The 17,555-nt window shown below is 72.9% G+C and carries 17 protein-coding genes and 1 tRNA gene; 7 read left to right on the top strand and 11 right to left on the bottom strand.

Features of this window, described 5'->3' with window-relative positions:
• From GCE86_RS00235 to GCE86_RS00220, 4 genes are read right to left on the bottom strand one after another with little or no spacing between them, the layout of a single operon-like run.
• Positions 1-762 carry an energy-coupling factor ABC transporter ATP-binding protein gene (locus tag GCE86_RS00235; RefSeq protein WP_154225024.1) on the bottom strand — a complete coding sequence of 254 codons (762 nt, stop codon included), beginning with the start codon at positions 760-762 and terminating at the stop codon, positions 1-3.
• Complete coding sequence (gene cbiQ, locus GCE86_RS00230) at positions 759-1,529, bottom strand: cobalt ECF transporter T component CbiQ (RefSeq protein ID WP_154225023.1); 771 nt, start codon at positions 1,527-1,529, stop codon at positions 759-761. Before cbiQ ends, GCE86_RS00235 begins: the two co-directional genes overlap by 4 nt.
• Positions 1,530-1,536: 7 nt before the next feature.
• Positions 1,537-2,007 carry a PDGLE domain-containing protein gene (locus GCE86_RS00225; RefSeq protein WP_154225022.1) on the bottom strand — a complete coding sequence of 157 codons (471 nt, stop codon included), beginning with the start codon at positions 2,005-2,007 and terminating at the stop codon, positions 1,537-1,539.
• Positions 2,004-2,723 (bottom strand): energy-coupling factor ABC transporter permease, encoded by a 720-nt coding sequence (locus GCE86_RS00220; protein WP_154225021.1) that lies wholly within the window; start codon positions 2,721-2,723, stop codon positions 2,004-2,006. The genes GCE86_RS00225 and GCE86_RS00220 overlap by 4 nt, the downstream gene beginning before the upstream one ends.
• A 122-nt stretch (positions 2,724-2,845) precedes the next feature.
• Here GCE86_RS00220 and bcp point away from each other — a divergent pair, with 122 nt between their 5' ends.
• From bcp to GCE86_RS00200, 4 genes are all read left to right on the top strand, one after another.
• Complete coding sequence (bcp, locus tag GCE86_RS00215) at positions 2,846-3,316, top strand: thioredoxin-dependent thiol peroxidase (protein WP_154225020.1); 471 nt, start codon at positions 2,846-2,848, stop codon at positions 3,314-3,316.
• Positions 3,317-3,347: 31 nt separating this feature from the next.
• Positions 3,348-3,824 (top strand): HNH endonuclease, encoded by a 477-nt coding sequence (locus GCE86_RS00210; protein WP_154225019.1) that lies wholly within the window; start codon positions 3,348-3,350, stop codon positions 3,822-3,824.
• Positions 3,825-3,945: 121 nt separating this feature from the next.
• A tRNA-Leu gene (locus tag GCE86_RS00205) sits at positions 3,946-4,031 on the top strand.
• Between the two features lie 65 nt (positions 4,032-4,096).
• Positions 4,097-4,627, top strand: a complete 531-nt coding sequence (locus tag GCE86_RS00200) for a GNAT family N-acetyltransferase (protein WP_154225018.1) — start codon at positions 4,097-4,099, stop codon at positions 4,625-4,627.
• Positions 4,628-5,076: 449 nt separating this feature from the next.
• Here the strand turns inward: GCE86_RS00200 and GCE86_RS00195 are convergent, their stop codons facing one another.
• The gene (locus GCE86_RS00195) at positions 5,077-6,090 is read right to left on the bottom strand and encodes an expansin EXLX1 family cellulose-binding protein (protein ID WP_154225017.1); all 1,014 of its coding nucleotides are present in this window, start codon (positions 6,088-6,090) and stop codon (positions 5,077-5,079) included.
• A gap of 128 nt (positions 6,091-6,218) precedes the next feature.
• On the bottom strand, positions 6,219-7,052 hold the full coding sequence (locus tag GCE86_RS00190; protein ID WP_154225016.1) for an O-methyltransferase: 834 nt from the start codon (positions 7,050-7,052) through the stop codon (positions 6,219-6,221).
• Positions 7,053-7,308: 256 nt separating this feature from the next.
• On the opposite strand from GCE86_RS00190, the gene GCE86_RS00185 reads away from it, so the two are divergent.
• The 3 genes from GCE86_RS00185 (at position 7,309) to GCE86_RS00175 (ending at position 11,386) form a co-directional block, all read left to right on the top strand.
• Complete coding sequence (locus tag GCE86_RS00185; protein ID WP_476739000.1) at positions 7,309-8,259, top strand: LCP family protein; 951 nt, start codon at positions 7,309-7,311, stop codon at positions 8,257-8,259.
• Between the two features lie 360 nt (positions 8,260-8,619).
• Positions 8,620-9,909 (top strand): sugar transferase, encoded by a 1,290-nt coding sequence (locus GCE86_RS00180; RefSeq protein WP_239543210.1) that lies wholly within the window; start codon positions 8,620-8,622, stop codon positions 9,907-9,909.
• A 97-nt stretch (positions 9,910-10,006) separates the two neighbouring features.
• Positions 10,007-11,386, top strand: coding sequence for a glycosyl hydrolase family 28-related protein (locus GCE86_RS00175; RefSeq protein WP_154225013.1), 1,380 nt, complete (start codon positions 10,007-10,009; stop codon positions 11,384-11,386).
• Positions 11,387-11,395: 9 nt separating this feature from the next.
• Here the strand turns inward: GCE86_RS00175 and GCE86_RS00170 are convergent, their stop codons facing one another.
• The 5 genes from GCE86_RS00170 to GCE86_RS00150 are packed head-to-tail and all read right to left on the bottom strand — an operon-like array spanning position 11,396 to position 17,555.
• The gene (locus GCE86_RS00170) at positions 11,396-12,649 is read right to left on the bottom strand and encodes a hypothetical protein (protein WP_154225012.1); all 1,254 of its coding nucleotides are present in this window, start codon (positions 12,647-12,649) and stop codon (positions 11,396-11,398) included.
• The gene (locus tag GCE86_RS00165; RefSeq protein ID WP_204343015.1) at positions 12,646-14,145 is read right to left on the bottom strand and encodes a hypothetical protein; all 1,500 of its coding nucleotides are present in this window, start codon (positions 14,143-14,145) and stop codon (positions 12,646-12,648) included. The genes GCE86_RS00170 and GCE86_RS00165 overlap by 4 nt, the downstream gene beginning before the upstream one ends.
• Positions 14,145-15,314 carry a glycosyltransferase gene (locus GCE86_RS00160; protein ID WP_244317129.1) on the bottom strand — a complete coding sequence of 390 codons (1,170 nt, stop codon included), beginning with the start codon at positions 15,312-15,314 and terminating at the stop codon, positions 14,145-14,147. The genes GCE86_RS00165 and GCE86_RS00160 overlap by 1 nt, the downstream gene beginning before the upstream one ends.
• 11 nt (positions 15,315-15,325) lie before the next feature.
• Positions 15,326-16,432: a glycosyltransferase family 4 protein gene (locus GCE86_RS00155; RefSeq protein ID WP_154225011.1), complete on the bottom strand. Its 1,107-nt coding sequence runs from the start codon at positions 16,430-16,432 to the stop codon at positions 15,326-15,328.
• Positions 16,419-17,555, bottom strand: coding sequence for a glycosyltransferase (locus tag GCE86_RS00150; RefSeq protein WP_154225010.1), 1,137 nt, complete (start codon positions 17,553-17,555; stop codon positions 16,419-16,421). The genes GCE86_RS00155 and GCE86_RS00150 overlap by 14 nt, the downstream gene beginning before the upstream one ends.

Genomic DNA, 17,555 nt, shown 5'->3' with positions numbered 1-17,555 from the left:
TCAGGACGGGCGGGGGGCGAAGCCGTAGGGCAGCTCCAGGCGGTGCTCGGCGAGCAGGCGCTCGTCGGAGAGCAGCTCCAGGGTCGGCGCGTCGGCGACGACCCGGCCGGCGTCCAGGATCACCGACCGGTCGCAGAGCTCCGCCGCGTACGGCAGGTCGTGCGTGACCATGAGCAGGGTCACCGGGAGGCCGCGCAGGATCTCCGCCAGCTCCCGGCGGGCGGCCGGATCGAGGTTGGACGAGGGCTCGTCCAGCACCAGGATCTCCGGGCGCATGGCCAGCACGGTGGCCACCGCCACCCGGCGGCGCTGCCCGAACGACAGGTGGTGCGGCGCGCGGTCCCGGTGCTCAGCCATCCCCACCGCGGCGAGGGCCTCGTCCACCCGCGCCGCGAGTTCCGCCCCGCGCAGCCCCAGGTTGGCCGGCCCGAACGCCACGTCCTCGGCCACGGTGGGCAGGAAGAGCTGGTCGTCGGGATCCTGGAAGACGATGCCCACCCGGCGGCGGATCTCGGCGAGCGTCTCCCGCTCCCGGCTCACCGTCAGGCCGCCCACGCTGACCGTGCCCTCGGTCGGGGTGAGAATGCCGTTGAGGTGCAGCACCAGGGTGGTCTTGCCGGCGCCGTTCGGCCCGAGCAGGGCCACCCGGTCGCCGCGCGGCACGGTCAGGTCCACCCCGTGCAGGGCGACGTGACCGTCCGGGTACGCGTACCGGACGCCACGGACGTCCAGGGAGGGCGACTGCTGCACGTACCCGATCATGTCAGGACCAGCGCGACGGCGGCGATGGTGACCGCGATCGCCGGCACCGTCGCGGCGGCCGCCCACTGCCCGGCCGTGGCCGCGCCCGCGCCCTGCCACACCGCCGGCATCCGGCCCGTGTAGCCACGGGAGACCATGGCCAGGTAGACCCGCTCGCCCCGCTCGAAGGCGCGCAGGAAGAGCGCGCCCACCCCCGCGGCGAACCCGCGGAGCTGCCAGAGGAAACGCGGGTCGTCGCCCCGCGACATCCGGGCCACCCGCATCCGCCGCGCCTCGCCCACCAGCACGTCCAGGTAGCGCAGCATGAAGGTGGCGATCTGGGTGAGGATCTGCGGGCAGCGCAGCCGGTCCAGGCCCACGATGAGGTCACGCGTCGTCGTGGTCGCCGCCAGCAGGAGCGACGCGAGTACGCCGAGCGTGCCCTTGGCCAGGATGTTCCACGCGCCGTGCAACCCGTCGACGGAGAGGCTCATCCCCGCCACGTCGACCCGCTCGCCGGTGCCGAAGAACGGCAGCGCGAACGCGAACAGCACGAACGGCAACTCGATGAGCGCCCGGCCGAGCAGCCAGCGGGGCCCCACCCGGGCCAGCGCCGCCACGGCGGCGACCAGCAGGGCGTAACCGCCGAAGGCCCAGTACGCGGCCCGGGGCGTGGCGACCACCGCGACGGTGAACAGCACCATCGCGGCGATCTTCACCTCCGGCGGAAGGCGGTGCACCGGCGAGGACGACTCGCGGTAGAGCACGTGGGCGTGACCGGCGCCCATTCGCGGCTCAGCGGGTGCCGGCGGCGCGCGCCGGCTGCTCGTCGGTGGCCGGTTCGGCGCCGGCATCGGCCTGGCTGGTGCCTGCGCCGGCAGCCGCGCCGGTGCCTGCACCGGACGCCGCGCCGGTGCCTGCGGCGGCCGCCGGGCCGCGGCGGCGGGCCAGCCAGAACAGGCCGCCGCCGATGGCGAAGGTGAGCAGCACACCCAGCACGCCCGACAGGCCGGTGGAGAGGAAGCCGTTGCGCACCCCGCGCACGCCGTAGTCGGCGAGCGGGCTGTCGGCCAGCTCGTGGTCCTTCGCCTGCTGCGCCGGGCAGCTGCCGCCGGTGATCTCGCCGCCGGCGTTCACCGTGCAGCCCTTGAGCAGCGACGAGTCGAGCCCGTCCGGGTGCGCCGAGGCGTAGTTGCTGACCACGCCGGCCAGCAGCAGGGCGACCAGCAGGCCGCCGAGCACGAACGGCCAGGAACGCTTGCTCATCGGGCACCTCCGGCGACCGGGACGGCGGGTGCCGGCACGGCCGGCTTCAGGGCGCGCAGGGCGTACACCAGGTCGGGGCGGACCTTCGCGACGGTGACCACCGTGGTCGCCGTGATCAGGCCCTCGCCGATGCCGATCAGCAGGTGGACGCCGGCCATCGTGCCGGCCAGCCCGGCCAGGTTGCCGCCCAGGTCGGTGGTGCCGCCCAGCCAGTACTCGAGGACGAAGCCCTGGGACGCCACCACGACGCTGACCAGCGCGGAGACGAAGGCGGTGACGGCGAGCCCGGCCCTGGTACGCGGCAGCACCCGCAGCAGCAGCGCGATCAGCAGGTAGGCGGCGGCCGTGCCGAGGAGCGCCATGTTGGTGATGTTGAGGCCGAGCATGGCCACGCCGCCGTCACCGAACACCAGCGCCTGCACGACCAGCACCACGGCGACGCAGAGCGCGCCCACCCACGGGCCGACCAGCAGCGCGGCGAGGGCACCGCCGAGCAGGTGGCCGCTGACGCCCGCCGTGAAGATCGGGAAGTTCAGCATCTGCACGGCGAAGATGAACGCGGCCACGAGGCCCGCCATCGGGGCCAGCCGGTCGTCGAGGTCACGGCGCCCGCGCAGCACACAGAAGGTGAGCGCGGCCAGCGCGAGGGCCGCGAACACCGCGGCGACGGGACCGTCGATGATCCCGTTCGAGATGTGCATCGCCAGGGTTTCCACGCGCTGAGCTTATTTGCGCCGGGCCGTTGTTGCCAATGCCTTGCAACAAGCCATGGTGATCATCACGCGCGCGGCGCGTCGCCACCCGCCCCGGACCCGGCGACGGCGGTATCGTCTGCGCCATGACCGACCGCCTGAAGCCCGGCGACCCCGCCCCCGAGTTCACCCTCCCCACCGACAGCGGCGGGACCCTCTCCCTGGCCGACCTGCGCGGCCGCAAGGTCATCCTGTACGCGTACCCGGCCGCCATGACCCCCGGCTGCACCAAGCAGGCCTGCGACTTCCGCGACTCGCTCGCCTCGCTCCAGGCCGCCGGCTACGAGGTCGTCGGCATCTCGCCCGACAAGCCGGAGAAGCTGGCCAAGTTCCGCGACCGGGACGCCATCACGTTCCCGCTGGTCGCCGACACCGACAAGGCGGTGCTGACTGCGTACGGGGCGTTCGGCGAGAAGCAGATGTACGGCCGCACCGTCACCGGTGTGATCCGCTCGACCTTCGTCGTCGACGAGGACGGGAAGATCGAACGGGCGCTCTACAACGTGAAGGCCACCGGACACGTCACCAAGCTGCGCCGCGACCTCGGCCTCGACTGAGCCTGTCGGAGGCCGCCGTTACCGTCGGCACATGCCTCGCTACAAATACTCCCCCGAGCGGCTGGCGGCAGCGGCCGCGCAGGCGCGCAGCGTCACCGAGGTCATGCGGCTGCTCGGGGTCCGGGTAAGCGGCGGGTCGCACGCCCACATCAGTCGACGGCTCAAGCACTTCGGCATCGACACCTCGCACTTCACCGGAAGCGTGCACAACAAGGGGCAGCGCGGTCTGCGCCGCACCACCTCGTCACAGCTGCTCCTGCAGTTGCCCGCCGGCTCGCGTCGCACTCCCGGCACGCGGCTGAAGTGGGCGCTGGCCGACATCGGCGTGCCCGAGGAGTGCGAGGAGTGCCGGGTCGGCCCCACCTGGCGCGGCCGGCCGCTGACCCTGCACGTCGACCACGTCAACGGCGACTTCCTCGACAACCGGCCACCCAATCTGCGGATCCTGTGCCCCAACTGCCACAGCCAGACCGAGACCTTCGCCGGCCGCAACAAGGCCAACGGATAGCCCCATCCGTCACCTCTAGCAACCCCGGCGGCCCGCCCAGTCGGCTGTGACGGTGTCGAACATTCTGCGGCGGGGCGGCCGGCACACCGTTTCGGCGCGACGCTCTAGACTCAGCGGGTCGGCGGGAGTGGCGGAACGGCAGACGCGCAGGCCTTAGGAGCCTGTGTCCGAGAGGACGTGGGGGTTCGAAACCCCCCTCCCGCACCAGCAGTGATGTCGTGAGGATCACGAACCCGGGTCGGGGTCGCGTCGTCTCGCGCAGGATGGCGGGCGTGACCCTGCGCTTCGTCCTCGACCCGGACCTCACCCCTGAGCTGCGCGAGCAGATCATCGCCCTCTGGGTGGACGTGACCAACGCCGGCGGTGCGGTCGGCTTCGTCGCCCCGGTGACCGAGGCCGACGTGCGCCCCATGGCCGCGGCGACCTTCGCCGGGATCGCCGACGGGCCGGACCGGCTGCTGGCCGCGTACGAAGGGGATCGCCTCGTCGGCGTGCTGATCATCGCGGACAACCGGTTCCACCTGAAGGCGCACTGGCGGGTGCTGAAGCGGGTCATGGTGCACCCCGGCACGCAGGGGCGCGGCTACGGCGCGGCGCTGATGCGCGAGGCCGAGCGGATCGCCCGGGAGTTGGGCCTGGCCGCGCTGCACGTGACCGTGCGGGACGGGCTGGGCCTGGGCGGGTTCTACGAGCGGCTCGGGTACCGGGAGGTCGGGCGGTTGCCCGGCGCGCTGCGGCTCGCCCCGGGCGACGATCGGGACGAGGTCTTCATGTGGCTCGACCTGGGGACTCCCGCGGCCTGAGCGTCGCCTCCGACAGGGGCCGGCAGGGGGTTGCGACTTCCAGCCCTGACCGGCTCGTGCGGGTGCACGAGCAGGAGACGCGCGCCCTCGGGAGGGTCGGGGGCCGCCGCTGTCGAGTTGATGTCCGCAACGACTCGGCCGCCGTGAGTCGTTTGCGACATCAGCTCGACAGGCAGCCGCGGAGACAGCCGCCAGCGGACCGGGCGGGGCCGGGCTGACTCGGCCCGACGGAGGCGGAGCGACGCGGCGCGGCCGAGGCGACGCGGTGCCGCGCGGCCGAGGTGGCGCGGTGCCGCGCGGCCGAGGTGGCGCGGTGCCGCGCGGCCGAGGTGGCGCGACGCGGCGCGGCGCGGCCGAGACGACGCCATGCGGCGCGGCGAGGGGCGGCGCGCCGAGGCGAAGCGAGACGGGGAGGAGTGGAGCGACGAGGCGGCGGTGCAGGGGAACGGTCAGCCGCAGGCCGTGCGGACGGGGGCAGCGGTGGGCGGTGCTCCGGCGGCCGCGTCCAGGACCGCCGGGCTGCCGGGTGACGTGCTGGAGGAGAGGCTGGCGGAGACGCTGGGTCGGGGGCTGGGCCGGGTCGAGGGCGAGCGGCTGGGCTTCGCCGACCGGGCCGGGGTGCCGGTGCCGTACATACGGACCGTGCTGCGCTGGACCTGGCCGGGGAGCATCCGGATGCCGGTGGCGGTGGCGCGGTGGCCGTACACGTCGGTGACCCGGATGGTGTACGGCCCGGGGCCGGCGCCGGAGGGGATGAGCCAGTAGTTGTAGTCCTGGCGGTCGGCGGCGCGCCAGGACCCGGCCTGCCGCACCTCGACGGAGCGCAGCGGGTTGCCGTGGTCGCCGATCAGGACGGCGAACCACCACTGCGAGGCGCCCTCCTTGATGCGGAAGGTGAGCGGGCCGGGCAGCGGCGGGTCGGCCACGGCGCGGTAGCTGACCTTGACGACGCCCTGCACCGGGTCGGCGATCCGGGCGAACGCCTCGGCGGAGAGGTCGAGGTGGCCGGGTTCGCATTCCGGGCACTGGTCCATGACGAGGACCCGGACGGTGCCCTTGGGGCCGGTGACGTCGAGGTGGCCGCCGCAGGAGGCGCCGGCGGCGTACTCGCTGGGGCCGAGGGCGACGTAGAGCCGGTTGGCGGGTGCGGTGGGCCGGGAGCAGTTGCCGCCGGCGCCGTTCGAGTCGTAGAAGGTGGCCTTTCCGCTGTGGACGGTGCTGCCGAGCGGTGGCGCGGCGAGCACTCCGGCGGGCAGGGCGCGGGGCGGTGGGGCGGCGCAGGCGGGGGCGGCGCCGCCGCGTACCGCGAGGGTCACGCCGACCACGGCGGCGAGCGCGGCGAGGCCTCCGGCGGTGAGCCAGCGGCGCGCGCCGGCCGGGGCGCGGCGGCGGCCGGCCCGGGTGGGTGGCTGCCCGTCGTCGGTGGCGGGCGCGGGGCGGCCGGGAGCGCTGCCGTGGGTCACGCCGGTCGATGCTGCCGGACCGGTGGGGGCGGGACAAGCGGGCTAAGCGAAAGCTAAGACGGGCTCACGGCCGCCGGGCGGCCAGCAGGCCGACGGCCACCGCGGTGAGGATGGCCGGGACAAGACCCTCACCAGGCGACGCCGATGCCGTCACCCGGGTACCAGTGCCGGGCCGGGGTCTCCCGGTAGGCGAGGAACCGCCGGCCGGTCCGTTCGGCGTGTTCGGCGAGGACGTTGGTGGCGGTGACGTTGTCGGTGAGCAGCACGGCGCCGGGGGCGAGTTTCGGTTCGACCGCCTCGAACTCGCTGCGCTCGTGGACGCGGCTGTGGTCGCTGTCGTGCAGGAAGAGGTCGACCGGCCGCTCCAGTGCGCCGATCGAGGCGACCGAGTCGCCGATGACGAGGTCGACGACCTCGGACCACGGGGTGGCCCGGGCCAGGTAGCCGGCCTCGGGGTTGATGTCGAGCGAGGTGAGCCGGCCGGGGTGGCCCTCCGCGGCGTTGCGGAGCAGGGCGGCGGCCAGGACGCAGCTGCCGAGGCCCTTGTCCACGCCGGTCTCCACGACGTGGGCGGGCTTGCGGGCGCGGACGATGGCGTACCAGCCGATGCGGCGGGCGTAGCGGACCTGCCGGTCGGCGAGGCCGCGGCGGGAGGCGGCGGCGGTGGCGGCCTCGATGTGGGCGCGGAGCTTGTCGTCGCCCTCGATCTCGGCGAACCAGCCACGCACCTGCTTGACGGGTACGTCGCAGACGACGCTGACGAACCAGGCGAGGTGGTGCCGGCTGAGCTTGGTCAGCTCGTACGTGTAGTTGTGGTGCTCCCGGGAGGTGAGCAGCCAGCGGGCGGAGGTGCGTAGCACCCGGGCGTCGTGCCGGGCGACCCGGGCCAGGCGCTTGGGGAAGGCGGCGACCGGCGCGAGCCGGGTCCGGGCGATGGCCCGGCGGAGCTTCGTTGCATCCACCCGTGACGTTGTACCAGGTACAGGCGGAAGCTGGCGAGGAAAGCCTTGTTCGCCTATCAGTTACTTGTCGCTGACCGACCGGACGAGGGTGCCCCGGGCCGGACCGCCAGAAAGTAGCATCGCCCACATGTCGTATGGCCAGCAGTTCGCCGACCACGAAACGCGCCACTCAGGGTCCGAAGTGGACGCCGACGGCCCGGAAGAGGAGCCCGCGCCGCCTCGGGGTCGCCGACGTGGCCGGCGTATCGCCCTGATCGTGCTGCTGGTGGTGGTCCTGCTGGCCGGCGGTGGGATGCTCGCGGGCAGCCTCTACTACCGGTCGGTCAACTCCTCGATCGAGCGGGTCGACGCCTTCGAAGAGGTGCCCGAGGAGTCCCGCCCGCAGGTCGTGGCGAAAGACGCCATGAACATCATGGTGCTGGGCAGTGACTCCCGCGAGCCGGAGAACGCCGGGGGTTCCCGGAGCGACACCATCATCCTCGCCCACCTGCCGGCGGACCGGTCGAGTGCCCAGCTCATCTCGATCCCGCGGGACACCTGGGTGCCGGTGCCGCGGTCGAAGAACGGTCAGCACGGCGGCCGGGACGCCAAGATCAACGCGGCGTACGCGTGGGGTGGCGTGCCGTTGATGGTGCAGACCGTGGAGCGGTTCACCGGCGTGCGCGTCGACCACGTGGCGATGGTCGACTTCGCCGGCTTCAAGGAGATCGTCGACGCCCTCGGAGGCATCGAGATCGACGTCGAGCAGAGCTTCACCTCCACCCACTCGCTCAACCCCGACAGCCGCCGGGAGTTCTCCAAGGGCCGGCAGACCATGGACGGCGCCGCCGCGCTGGACTACGCCCGGGAGCGGTACGCCTTCGCCGACGGCGACTTCGCCCGCATCAGGCACCAACAGCAGGTCATGAGGGCGATCCTCGACAAGGCGGCGTCCGGTGGCACGTTGAGCAGCCCCACCAAGCTGAACTCCTTCGTGCGGGCCACGGCCAACGCCGTCGCGGTCGACAAGTCGATGTCCCTCCTGGACCTGGCGATGGAGCTTCGACACCTCCGCAGCGGAAACCTCGGCTTCTACACCTGCCCGGTCAAGGGGACCGGCCGGGTCGGCAGCGAGAGCGTGGTGTTCGCGGACACCGCGAAGGCCAAGGGACTCTTCGACGCGGTCCGCCGCGACTCGGTCACGGAGATCGTTTCCGCCGGAAAGTAGGAAGTTGTTTGTCCTGCCGGGTCTGGCAGAGCCACCGTTTCCCTCATATTCTGCGGTCGCCCGAACCCCGCGCTATCCGGGGCCAGGGTTCTCACGGGGGAGATTGTGCCTATGTCAGGGCAACCGGTGACGAGCAGTCTGTCTGCCTCCACCGGGCTTGCGGAAGGTCGGCGGCAGTTCGTGCCGTCATCTGCGGGCGCGCGCGGCCATGACCGCACGGAGCCGAGCGCGGAGCGGTCGTCCGGGAAGCCCGACGTCGCGGCACCGTCCGATCTCGACACGACAGCCGTGCTGCCGTACGCCAGCTCTCGGGCCTCCACGCGGACGCGCTCGCTGCGGGCCTGGATGCTGACCGCGCCGATGGATGTCGTCGCGCTGCTGGCCCCGCTGCTGGTGAGCCAGGACTACTGGCGCGGGACGCTCTTCAACGCCGGCCTCACGGTGGCTCTCTTCGCGGCCGGTGGGCACTACCGCGCCCGCCGGCACATCAGCATCCTGGACGAACTGCCGAGCCTCTGCGGCCGGTTGCTGGCCTCCGGTGCGGTGGTGGCCATCATCGCCGCCGAACGCCATGACTCGGTGCCGTACGTCAGCGGTTTCATGCAGGACGTGGCGCTCTGCGCCGGCCTGGTGATCGTCGGGCGGGCGGTGAACCGGAAGCTCATCCTCGTTGCGCGCGGACGCCGGTGGGTCGAGCACAACGCCATCATCATCGGCAGCGGTCCGATCGGTGTGGAACTCGCCCGGCTGCTCCGGCGCCATCCCCAGTACGGCCTGCGCTTCGTCGGCTCTGTCGACGGACCGTCACGACAGGGCACGGGCCCCATCCCGCTCCTCGGCACGCTCGATGACCTCGAGCACCTGACCCGGCTGCTGAACTGCGAGGTTCTGGTCATCGCCGACCCGGACTGTCCGGAGTCGACCGTGATGGACATGCTGCTCCGTCCGGCCAGCGCACGCTGCGACCTCTGGGCGGTACCGCGTCTCTGGGGGTCGCGGTCACACGGTGGCCATCCCGACCATGTCGGGGCAATCCCGATCGTGAAGATCGGGGACACCACGCTCTCCGGCCCCCGGTGGGCCGTGAAGCGGGCCTCCGACGTGCTCTTCGCCGTGGTGGCGTTGATCGTGCTGAGCCCGGTGCTGCTGCTCTGCGCGATCGCCGCGTTCCTCGACGGCGGCCCCGGGATCCTCTTCCGTCAGGAACGAATCGGCCGGTACGGCAAGCCGTTCAAGCTGGTCAAGTTCCGATCGATGCGACCGGTGGACGAGCAGGAGTCGCAGACGAACTGGTCCATCGCACACGATCGGCGGGTGGGTCCCATCGGCCGGTTCCTCCGACGGACCTCGCTCGACGAACTCCCCCAGTTGTGGAACATCCTGCGCGGGGACATGAGTGTGGTCGGTCCGCGTCCCGAGCGGCCGTACTTCGTGGAGAAGTTCTCCGCCGAGTACCCGCACTACGCCATGCGGCACCGGGTCCCCGTCGGGCTCACCGGGCTCGCCCAGGTCAGTGGCCTGCGGGGGGACACCCCCATTTCGGACCGGGCGCGCTTCGACAACTACTACATCGAGAACTGGTCGCTCTGGCTCGACCTCAAGGTGATTCTGCGGACGGCCGCCGAGGTGTTTCGCGGGGGCGGCCGCTGACCGCAGTCCCACCGGCCGCCTGGGCCGCGATGCTCCGTGGGATCATCGTCCGGGCCCGGGACGAGGGACTTCGTCCACGATGCGCGGAGGGGGACCCATGGGCTACGACGGTGTCGGTGGAACGGCGGGCTACCGGGCGGTGAGCCGGCGAACTCTCGTCCGCGGTGGCGCCCTCGCCGCCGGGCTCGGCACCGCTGCCCTGGGCGGCGCCGCGGCGGCCGCCGGCCTCGGCGGCTCCGGTGCCAGCGGAATGGTGGACGTCCGTGACCACGGGGCGGCCGGCGACGGCTCCGCCGACGACACGCGGGCCGTCCAGCGAGCGATCGACGCGGTACGGGACACCGGCGGCATCGTGTTCTTCCCTCCGGGGGAATACCTCACCGGAAAACTGACCCTGCGCTCACGGGTTCACCTGCGGGGCTCGGGTGGCGATGCCACGATCCTTCGGCTGCGACCCGGTGCGAACTCGGCCATCCTCGAATCGGACGGATACTCCCGGCTGAACGGGACCGGCTCAGGCGAGGGGATCACCCTGTTCAGCGTCCGCGACCTGACGCTGGACGGGAACAAGGCGAAGAACCCCGACGGGGGCTACGGTCTCCGCGTCTACGGCTACGGGTACGAGCTGACCGAGGTGATCGTCTTCAACTGCCGCAACGACGGGATCGTGAGCGAGTGGGGCCCGATCGGGGCGCTGCCCAGCCAGTCGCACCAGATGGAGGCGCGGCTGACCGCGGTACGGACCCATGGCAACGACGGCCACGGGGTGAACTTCCAGGGGCCGCACGACTCGATGTTCCTCAACTGTCTGACCTTCGAGAACGGCGCTACCGGGTTCCGGTTGGCCGGGGACTCGATGGGCACGTTGATGGTGAACTGCCACGCCTGGGGCATCAAGCAGAACGTCTCGTTCGACCTCGCGGCGACCGGCATCGCCTGCATGAACTGCTACGCCGACCTGAGCGGCGGGGTGGGCGTGCGGATCTCGCGCAACGACTGCCGGTGGATCGGCGGCATGGTGCTCGGCTACAACAACATCGACCCGCATCCGGAGATCGGCGTGCAGTTCGTACCGGGGCTGCAGCCGGACGAGCCCTCCGGCTGCCTGATCGACGGCAAGGTGGTCAACTGCGGCACCGCCGCCGTGGACTTCGGAGCCGACCGGGGATTGTCCAGCGTCCGGCTGAGCCTGTCCCAGCCCGGCGCCCAGGACGAGCAGGGCCGCCTGATCCCCGGCTCCGGCCGGGGGTGGATCGGCACCCCGGCACCCACCACCCAGGTCGAGATCACTCAGGGGCTCGGCCATCCCGACAAGAACCTCGTCGTCCGGCCGGCGTTCGACCTGCGCGCACAGCCCACCCCGGCGCGCCCGGGTGACGGGAGCGTACGCCTCTTCGCCCGCGAGGTCGGTGGCCGGACGCAGCTTTGCGCGATGTTTCCCAACGGCGCGGTCCACGTGATGGCGACCGAGCCCTGACCGGCGGCCCTACGGCTGCCCCGACCGAGCTGGTGCCGCCACCGAGGCCGGGGCGGCAGCCCCGGCCGGAGCGACGGCGGGTATGCCACCGCCCCGGGTCCGGGTGCCGAGAAACATCCGGGCGAGGAACCAGCCGACAACCAGCACCTCACTGACCAGCAGCTGGGCGACCAGGCCGCGGACCTGATTGGCGAGCACGGCCGATACCGCCAGCCCGCCGAACGCGATGGTCCGGGAGCCGATCGCGGAGATCAGGAACCGGCGCGGGGGCGCCCAGATCATGTGGCGGGTGGCAAGCCAGGTGGCGGCGGCCAGGAACGCCTTGTAGGCGCAGTACAGGGCGACGACGGTGGTTCCCGCGGCGGCGAGGTCGTCGGCGAGGAGCGCCCGTACCCGGTCGCTCGCGAGGACCACGGTGGAGACCGCGAGCAGGGCTGCCACGGTCAGTCCGCGGGTGCCCGTACGCCACCGGGTGTGCCGGCCGGCCACGATGTCCTCCCGCGTGCTCGCCGAGAGCGCCACGTGGAACGGGCCGAAGGCCAGGTCCAGCGCCCGCAACACCACCACTGCCGGCTGGCCGGCGATCGCGCCGGCGACGGACGGCAGGGCAACCGCGTACGCCAGGTCGACGGCGGCCGCCACGAGGTACGCCGATCCGACCCGCAGACTCGCCAGAACGCCGGGGCGTGCCCGGTCCGGTCCGGTCGTGCCGGCGGCGAGCACCCAGGCGAGCACGGCGAGTTGAGCCGGCGCCGCGGCGACATCGACGCGAAAACCGGCGGCGGCGAAGGCGACGCCCGTGAGCACCGTGCCGACCGCGGCCAGCTGCGGGATCAGGTTGGCCCGCTGGGGCGAACGCGTGCGGGCGGTCGACCAGAAGAGCGCCTCCAGGGGCAGCTGCAGGACCACCGGGGCCACCATGATCAGGCGGTCGACGATGCCGGTGTCCGGCAGTGCGAGCGAGGCGGACAGGAAGCCGATCACGCCGACCGGCAGCATCGCGGCCGCCGCGACCCGGCGCGCCCAGGCGTCGAGCGACCACCCGGCGGGCACCAGCCCGGCCGAGATCGGCCGGCCGACCAGCGACTCCATCAGCGTGTACGGCAGGGCGAGGAGCGTGCCCTGGAGCGCGACGAGCGCCAGCCGATCGGTGTCGGCCCAGGAGGCGAGCAGGAAGATCGACACGCTGCACAGCCGAGCGAGCCCCTGCACCGACAGCTGCGAGCGTTGCAGTTTCCGCCCCGCCTCGAGGAGCCCGCTCATGGTCCGGTTTTCTCGGTGTCGGTCTCGGTCGCCCCGGGGCGGATGGCCGACCAGGAGATGGGCGCCTCACCGTCCTTCGGCGCCGCCGGTACCCACACCCCGGTCAACTGCTCCGGGATCTCCGCAGGGTCCGGTGGCGCGGCCTCCAGCCGGATGCCGTGGGCGACGAACAGACCCAGGCACATCATCGCCCCCGGGTACTCCCACGCCTCGATGAGGAGGGACGCGCAGGCAAGCCCGGCGAGCAGGGCGACGAAGAGGACCGACACCGGGCGGTCGGCGGTGCGCCGCCAGAGCCACCACAGGAGGTACCCGACCGCGCCGACGAGCGCCACGCCCAGCACCGGGCCGAACTGGAGGGCGACGCTGACGAAGTAGTTGTCCACGAAGACCTGCGGGCCGGTGGTGACCCGGGAGGTGGTGGCGGCCCCCACGCCGCCGAGGCCGAGGCCCCACAGCGGCACGTCGTCGCCGAGCAGTCGGGCCCAGACGTCGAAGCGCTCGAAGAGGCTGTGCGCGCCGGTCGCTCCCACCGCGACGAATCCGGCGGCGAGCACGGCCACCACGGCGAGGCCGACGATCCGCGCGCGGCGACGGCCGGCGGCGCCACCGGACCGGTTGAGCACTACGGCGGCCAACACCCCGCCGGCCACGAGCACCGCCCCGGAGCGGCTGGTGCTCAGGGCGAGACAGATGACGGCGGCGAGCGCGCCGGCATGCCAGGTTCGCCGGCCAGGGCGCGCGCCCGGGGTCAGCCAGAGGGCCACGTACCCCAACAGGTACGCCCCGGCGAGGATGCCCAACTCGGCGTTGAAGGAGGTGAGACCGGGCACCCGGAAGGTGTCGCCGATGTACCGCACGGCGGTGTTCTCCTCGAAGCCCCACTGGACGAGGCGGGCCGGGCCGACCATCAGCTCCCCGATCGAGGCCAGCGCGTTCGCGACCATCAGCCAGGCCAGCACCGTCATGAGCGACAGCACCTGCGGGCGGGTGAGCGAGCAGAGAACGACCAGCAACAGGACCGGCAGGACGGTGAGCCGGACGCCGACCAGGGTCTGCGCCACTCCGTGCTGAGCGAAGCCGATGAGGCTCCAGACGGCGACGGTGACGAGGCCGGCGGCCGCCCACAGCAGTTGCCGCCCGGACCACCGGTGCTGAAACGCGGTCAGCATGGACAACACACAGACCACCACCGCCGCGGAGAGCCCCAGGGCGTAGTCGCGTCCGCCAAAGGCGTCACCGACCAGGCCCTCCGCCCCGACGAACCAGAGACCCAGCGGCGCGTTCAGCACGATCAGCACGTACGCGAGACCGGCCACTCGACGGACCGCCACGACGGCGAGCAGGGTGACGAAGAGCGGTAGCAGGGGGGAGAGCCCGGCCAGCACGCAGGCCACCACCGCCGCCACCAGCAGGACTCCGGCCCCGATCAACCGCCTCGACGGCCGGACCATGCGGGCGGCCAGGGCCCGTCGGGCTGCCGTGACCGAGCTCATCACCGGGTCACCTCGAGGTGTCCGTCCTCGGCACGCGCCACGAGGACGGACTGGTAGCTCTGGATGATCGTGTCCACGTGCCGGTCCCAGTCGAGCCGGCGGCCATCGTCCAGGGCGGAGGCGGTCATCGCCGTGTACGCGTCGTCGGGCATGCCGGCGGCCCGGCGGAGCAGCGCGGCCAGCTCCTCCGGCTGCTCGAAGAGCAGGACCGAGCGATCGGAGGCCATGGGCGGAGCCGCGACCGCACTGGCCAGCACGGGCCGGCCCGCGATCAGCGCCTCGGCGCAGACCAGCCCGAAGGTCTCCGCGCAGCGGCTCGGGAAGACCAGCCAGCCGGCCTGGGCGAAGGCGGCTTCCTTCCCCGCCGTATCGAGGTAGCCGAGGTATCGCACCGACGCACCGCTGGCCGCCAGCCGTTCCACCTCGGGCCGCAGCGGACCGTCGCCGGCGATCAGCAGGACCCCGCCGGTCGCCGGGCCGGCCTCGCGCCATGCGTCGAGCAGCAGGTCAAGGCCCTTGTGCCGGTCGAGGACACCCAGGTAGAGGAAGATGTCGCGGCGGCCCGGCGACCAGGCCGCGCGCCTCGGGTGATTCGGCACCGCGAGCGGCACCACCCGGTCGGCGACTGCAACGCGCGGCGCGCTGGCCCGGACCCGCCGCCGGGTCCGCTCGGACGGGAAGAGCAGCACCGCGCGGCGCAAGCGGCGCATGATCCAACCGGACCGCATCCGCAACAGCCGGTCGAGGCTCCGCGAGCGGCCCAGGTTGCCCAGCGCGTTGTTGGGGTCGCAGACCGCGTGGTCGTGTACGGAGTGCACCGCGGGGTACGCCTTCAGGAGCCGCTCCAGCGGTAACACACCCAGCCCCTGCCAGTTGTGCAGGTGCACCACGTCGGGATCGACCTCCCGCAGGTCAGCCGGACGGAGGCCAGTGGGGTCGAACAGGTCGCCGAGGTGGGTCCAGAGCTTCGCGAGCCGCGGCAGCCGCCGGCCGAGCCGGGCGGAGACACGTTCCGGTACCGGACGGTCGCCGGGCTCCGCCCCGTCGGAGGGCCGGCTGTGAATGGTCACCACGTGCCCGCGGGCGGTGAGTGCCCGGGCCAGGTCGCGGACGTACCGTTCCGCGCCACCGCGTACCCCGAAGGAGGAGTGGACCATGGCAATGCGCACCCAGCGCCTCCTTACCTCGTGGCCCGGGCGGCGGCCGGTCGTGGACCGGCCGAAGCGGCGATGAGGTCGGCCAGTTCCGCGACCGAGGTACGCCAGGAGCGACCGTGCCGATCGGGCGTGGGGCGGGGGCGGGCCGCGGCCTCGGTCACCGCGGCGACCAGCGCTTGTGGTGTCCACGCGGTCATCCGGACCGCCCGGCCGCCGGTCGCCTCGTGCAGTGCCGGGTCGGGCGAGACGACCGTGGGGGTACCGAGGCGGAGAGCCTCGGCCGCGGGGAGTCCGTAGCCCTCGAAGTGGCTGGGCATGAGGAAGGCCGCCGCGCCGCCGACGGTGGCGGCGTACTGCGACTCGGGCAGGTGGTCGAGGAAGAGGACCCGGTCGGCCACGCCGGCCCGGCGCACCGCGTCGTCGTACCGCTGGACGCGGTTGCCTCCGGTGAGCACGACCAGCACCTGCCCGGGCAGCGACGGGAGGGCGTCGACGGCCAGCTCGACGCCCTTGTGCGGTGCGTGCCCGGCGACGACCAGCCAGCTGCCGCCGCGGCGGCGCAGCTCGACCAGCGGCGCGGGCGGGTCGCCTGGGCTCGCGGCGAGGTCGCTTCCCGGGTGCCAGACGGCCGTGCGCTCCTCCGGAACCGCGTAGAGACCCGCCAGGTCGTGCCGGGTCCGTGCGCTGACGCAGATCAGCAGGCTCGATCGGCGCACGGCCGTCCCGTAGCTGATCTGCCGGTACCGGCGTACCGCGGCGGACAGATCGTGTGGCCACAGCCGGAACGCGAGGTCGTGTACCACGGTGGTGACCGGCAGCCGGCTGCCGAGGATGGCGGCGGACGGGCTCATCGAGAGCACCCGGGCGCCCGGCTTGAGCCGGCCGGTGATGGCGCGCAGACTCGCGGCGGCCCGTCCGATCGCCTGACCCCGACCCGCCACCTGGCGGCTGAGCAGCTCGACCTCGGCGACGTGGCCGGCGGGGAGCTGCCATCCGGCCGGGGCCGCGACGACCACCAGGCGCTGACCGGCCGGCCAGTGCCGGACCACCTCGGTGAGCGTCCGGGTGATGCCGCCCGGTCCGACGCCGCTGGCGTCGACAACGGTGGTGGTGGGCTCAGCGACATTCATCGGCGACCCATTCGTTCATCCGGGCGGCGAACCGGTCCCGCCCGAAGGAACGGGCGTGTTCCCGGACCCGCGTGGCCGAGATTTCGCTGACCCGCCGGACGGCCGCCGCATGCTCCTCCGGCCGGGCCGACGGGACCAGGAAGCCGGTCTCGCCGTCGACCACCGTCTCCAGCAGGCCGCCGCTGCGCAGGCCGATGACCGGTGTGCCGGCGGCCTGGGCCTCCACCGGGATGATGCCGAAGTCCTCGTGCACCGGGAAGAGCAGCGCCAACGCGCCCTGGTAGAGCTCGCGGAGGCGCTCCCGGGTCGGGCGTACCTCGAAGGTGACCGGCACGCTGACCCGCGCGGCGGCCCGCCGGAGCCGGGCCTCCTCGGGGCCGGAGCCGGCGATGACCAGCGGTAGGCCGGCGGCCTCCGCGATCTCGATGATCAGGTCGAATCTCTTGTACGGGATCCACCGGCCCACCCCGAGCAGGTAGTCCCGGGACTGCTCCGGCCCCGCCGCTGTCGCGAAGTGGTCCACGTCGACGGGCGGGTGGATGACCACCGCGTCGCGCTTCCAGTAGCGCCGGATCCGGTCCCGCACCTCGAGGGAGTTCGCGGCGTACGCGTGGACGTGCCGGCTGAGTCGCAGGTCCACTGTGCGCAGCAGGCGGCGGGGCACCCCCAGCAACGGGTTGGAGCCGCGCCCGTCGACGGTGGGGCTCCAGATGTACCGCGCGGGCGAGTGCACGTAGCTGAGGTGTCGGGTGTGCGCGGGCGGGCCGAGCCGCACGGTGTGCGCGAACGCGTGGCTGGAGGAGACGACCACGTCGAACGACTCGTTCGCGAGGGTACGCCAGGCCAACGGCATCACCGGCAGGGCCAATGCCTTGCTGCGCCGCAGCGCGGTACGGGCGAGCCACGACTCGCGGAGACCGAGTTCGGCGGCCGGGACGTCCGGCTCCGCCCAGAGCACGTAGCGACGGGCGTGCGGCAGCAGGTCGGCGATGGCCAGGAAGACGTTCTCCGAGCCTCCGGCAGCACTGAACCACTCGTGCACGACAGCCACCGACCGGTCGGCGAGCAGGGCCGTCGGGGTGCCGATGTCCTGGACCCCGCGAGCGTTCTCCAGCGATGTCAT

The sequence above is a fragment of the Micromonospora terminaliae genome (assembly GCF_009671205.1).
Taxonomy (GTDB): Bacteria; Actinomycetota; Actinomycetes; order Mycobacteriales; family Micromonosporaceae; genus Micromonospora; species Micromonospora terminaliae.
Note: the sequence above shows the minus strand (reverse complement) of the source record. Positions and strands in the feature narration are given on the sequence as shown.

Coding starts and splice junctions, on each gene's coding strand:
- GCE86_RS00170 (WP_154225012.1), bottom strand. CDS start 12,649: ATGAGCGGGCTCCTCGAGGCGGGGCGGAAACTGCAACGCTCGCAGCTG.
- GCE86_RS00225 (WP_154225022.1), bottom strand. CDS start 2,007: ATGAGCAAGCGTTCCTGGCCGTTCGTGCTCGGCGGCCTGCTGGTCGCC.
- bcp (WP_154225020.1), top strand. CDS start 2,846: ATGACCGACCGCCTGAAGCCCGGCGACCCCGCCCCCGAGTTCACCCTC.
- GCE86_RS00180 (WP_239543210.1), top strand. CDS start 8,620: ATGGATGTCGTCGCGCTGCTGGCCCCGCTGCTGGTGAGCCAGGACTAC.
- GCE86_RS00210 (WP_154225019.1), top strand. CDS start 3,348: ATGCCTCGCTACAAATACTCCCCCGAGCGGCTGGCGGCAGCGGCCGCG.
- GCE86_RS00175 (WP_154225013.1), top strand. CDS start 10,007: ATGGGCTACGACGGTGTCGGTGGAACGGCGGGCTACCGGGCGGTGAGC.
- GCE86_RS00150 (WP_154225010.1), bottom strand. CDS start 17,555: ATGACATCGCTGGAGAACGCTCGCGGGGTCCAGGACATCGGCACCCCG.
- GCE86_RS00155 (WP_154225011.1), bottom strand. CDS start 16,432: ATGAATGTCGCTGAGCCCACCACCACCGTTGTCGACGCCAGCGGCGTC.
- GCE86_RS00235 (WP_154225024.1), bottom strand. CDS start 762: ATGATCGGGTACGTGCAGCAGTCGCCCTCCCTGGACGTCCGTGGCGTC.
- GCE86_RS00165 (WP_204343015.1), bottom strand. CDS start 14,145: ATGAGCTCGGTCACGGCAGCCCGACGGGCCCTGGCCGCCCGCATGGTC.
- cbiQ (WP_154225023.1), bottom strand. CDS start 1,529: ATGGGCGCCGGTCACGCCCACGTGCTCTACCGCGAGTCGTCCTCGCCG.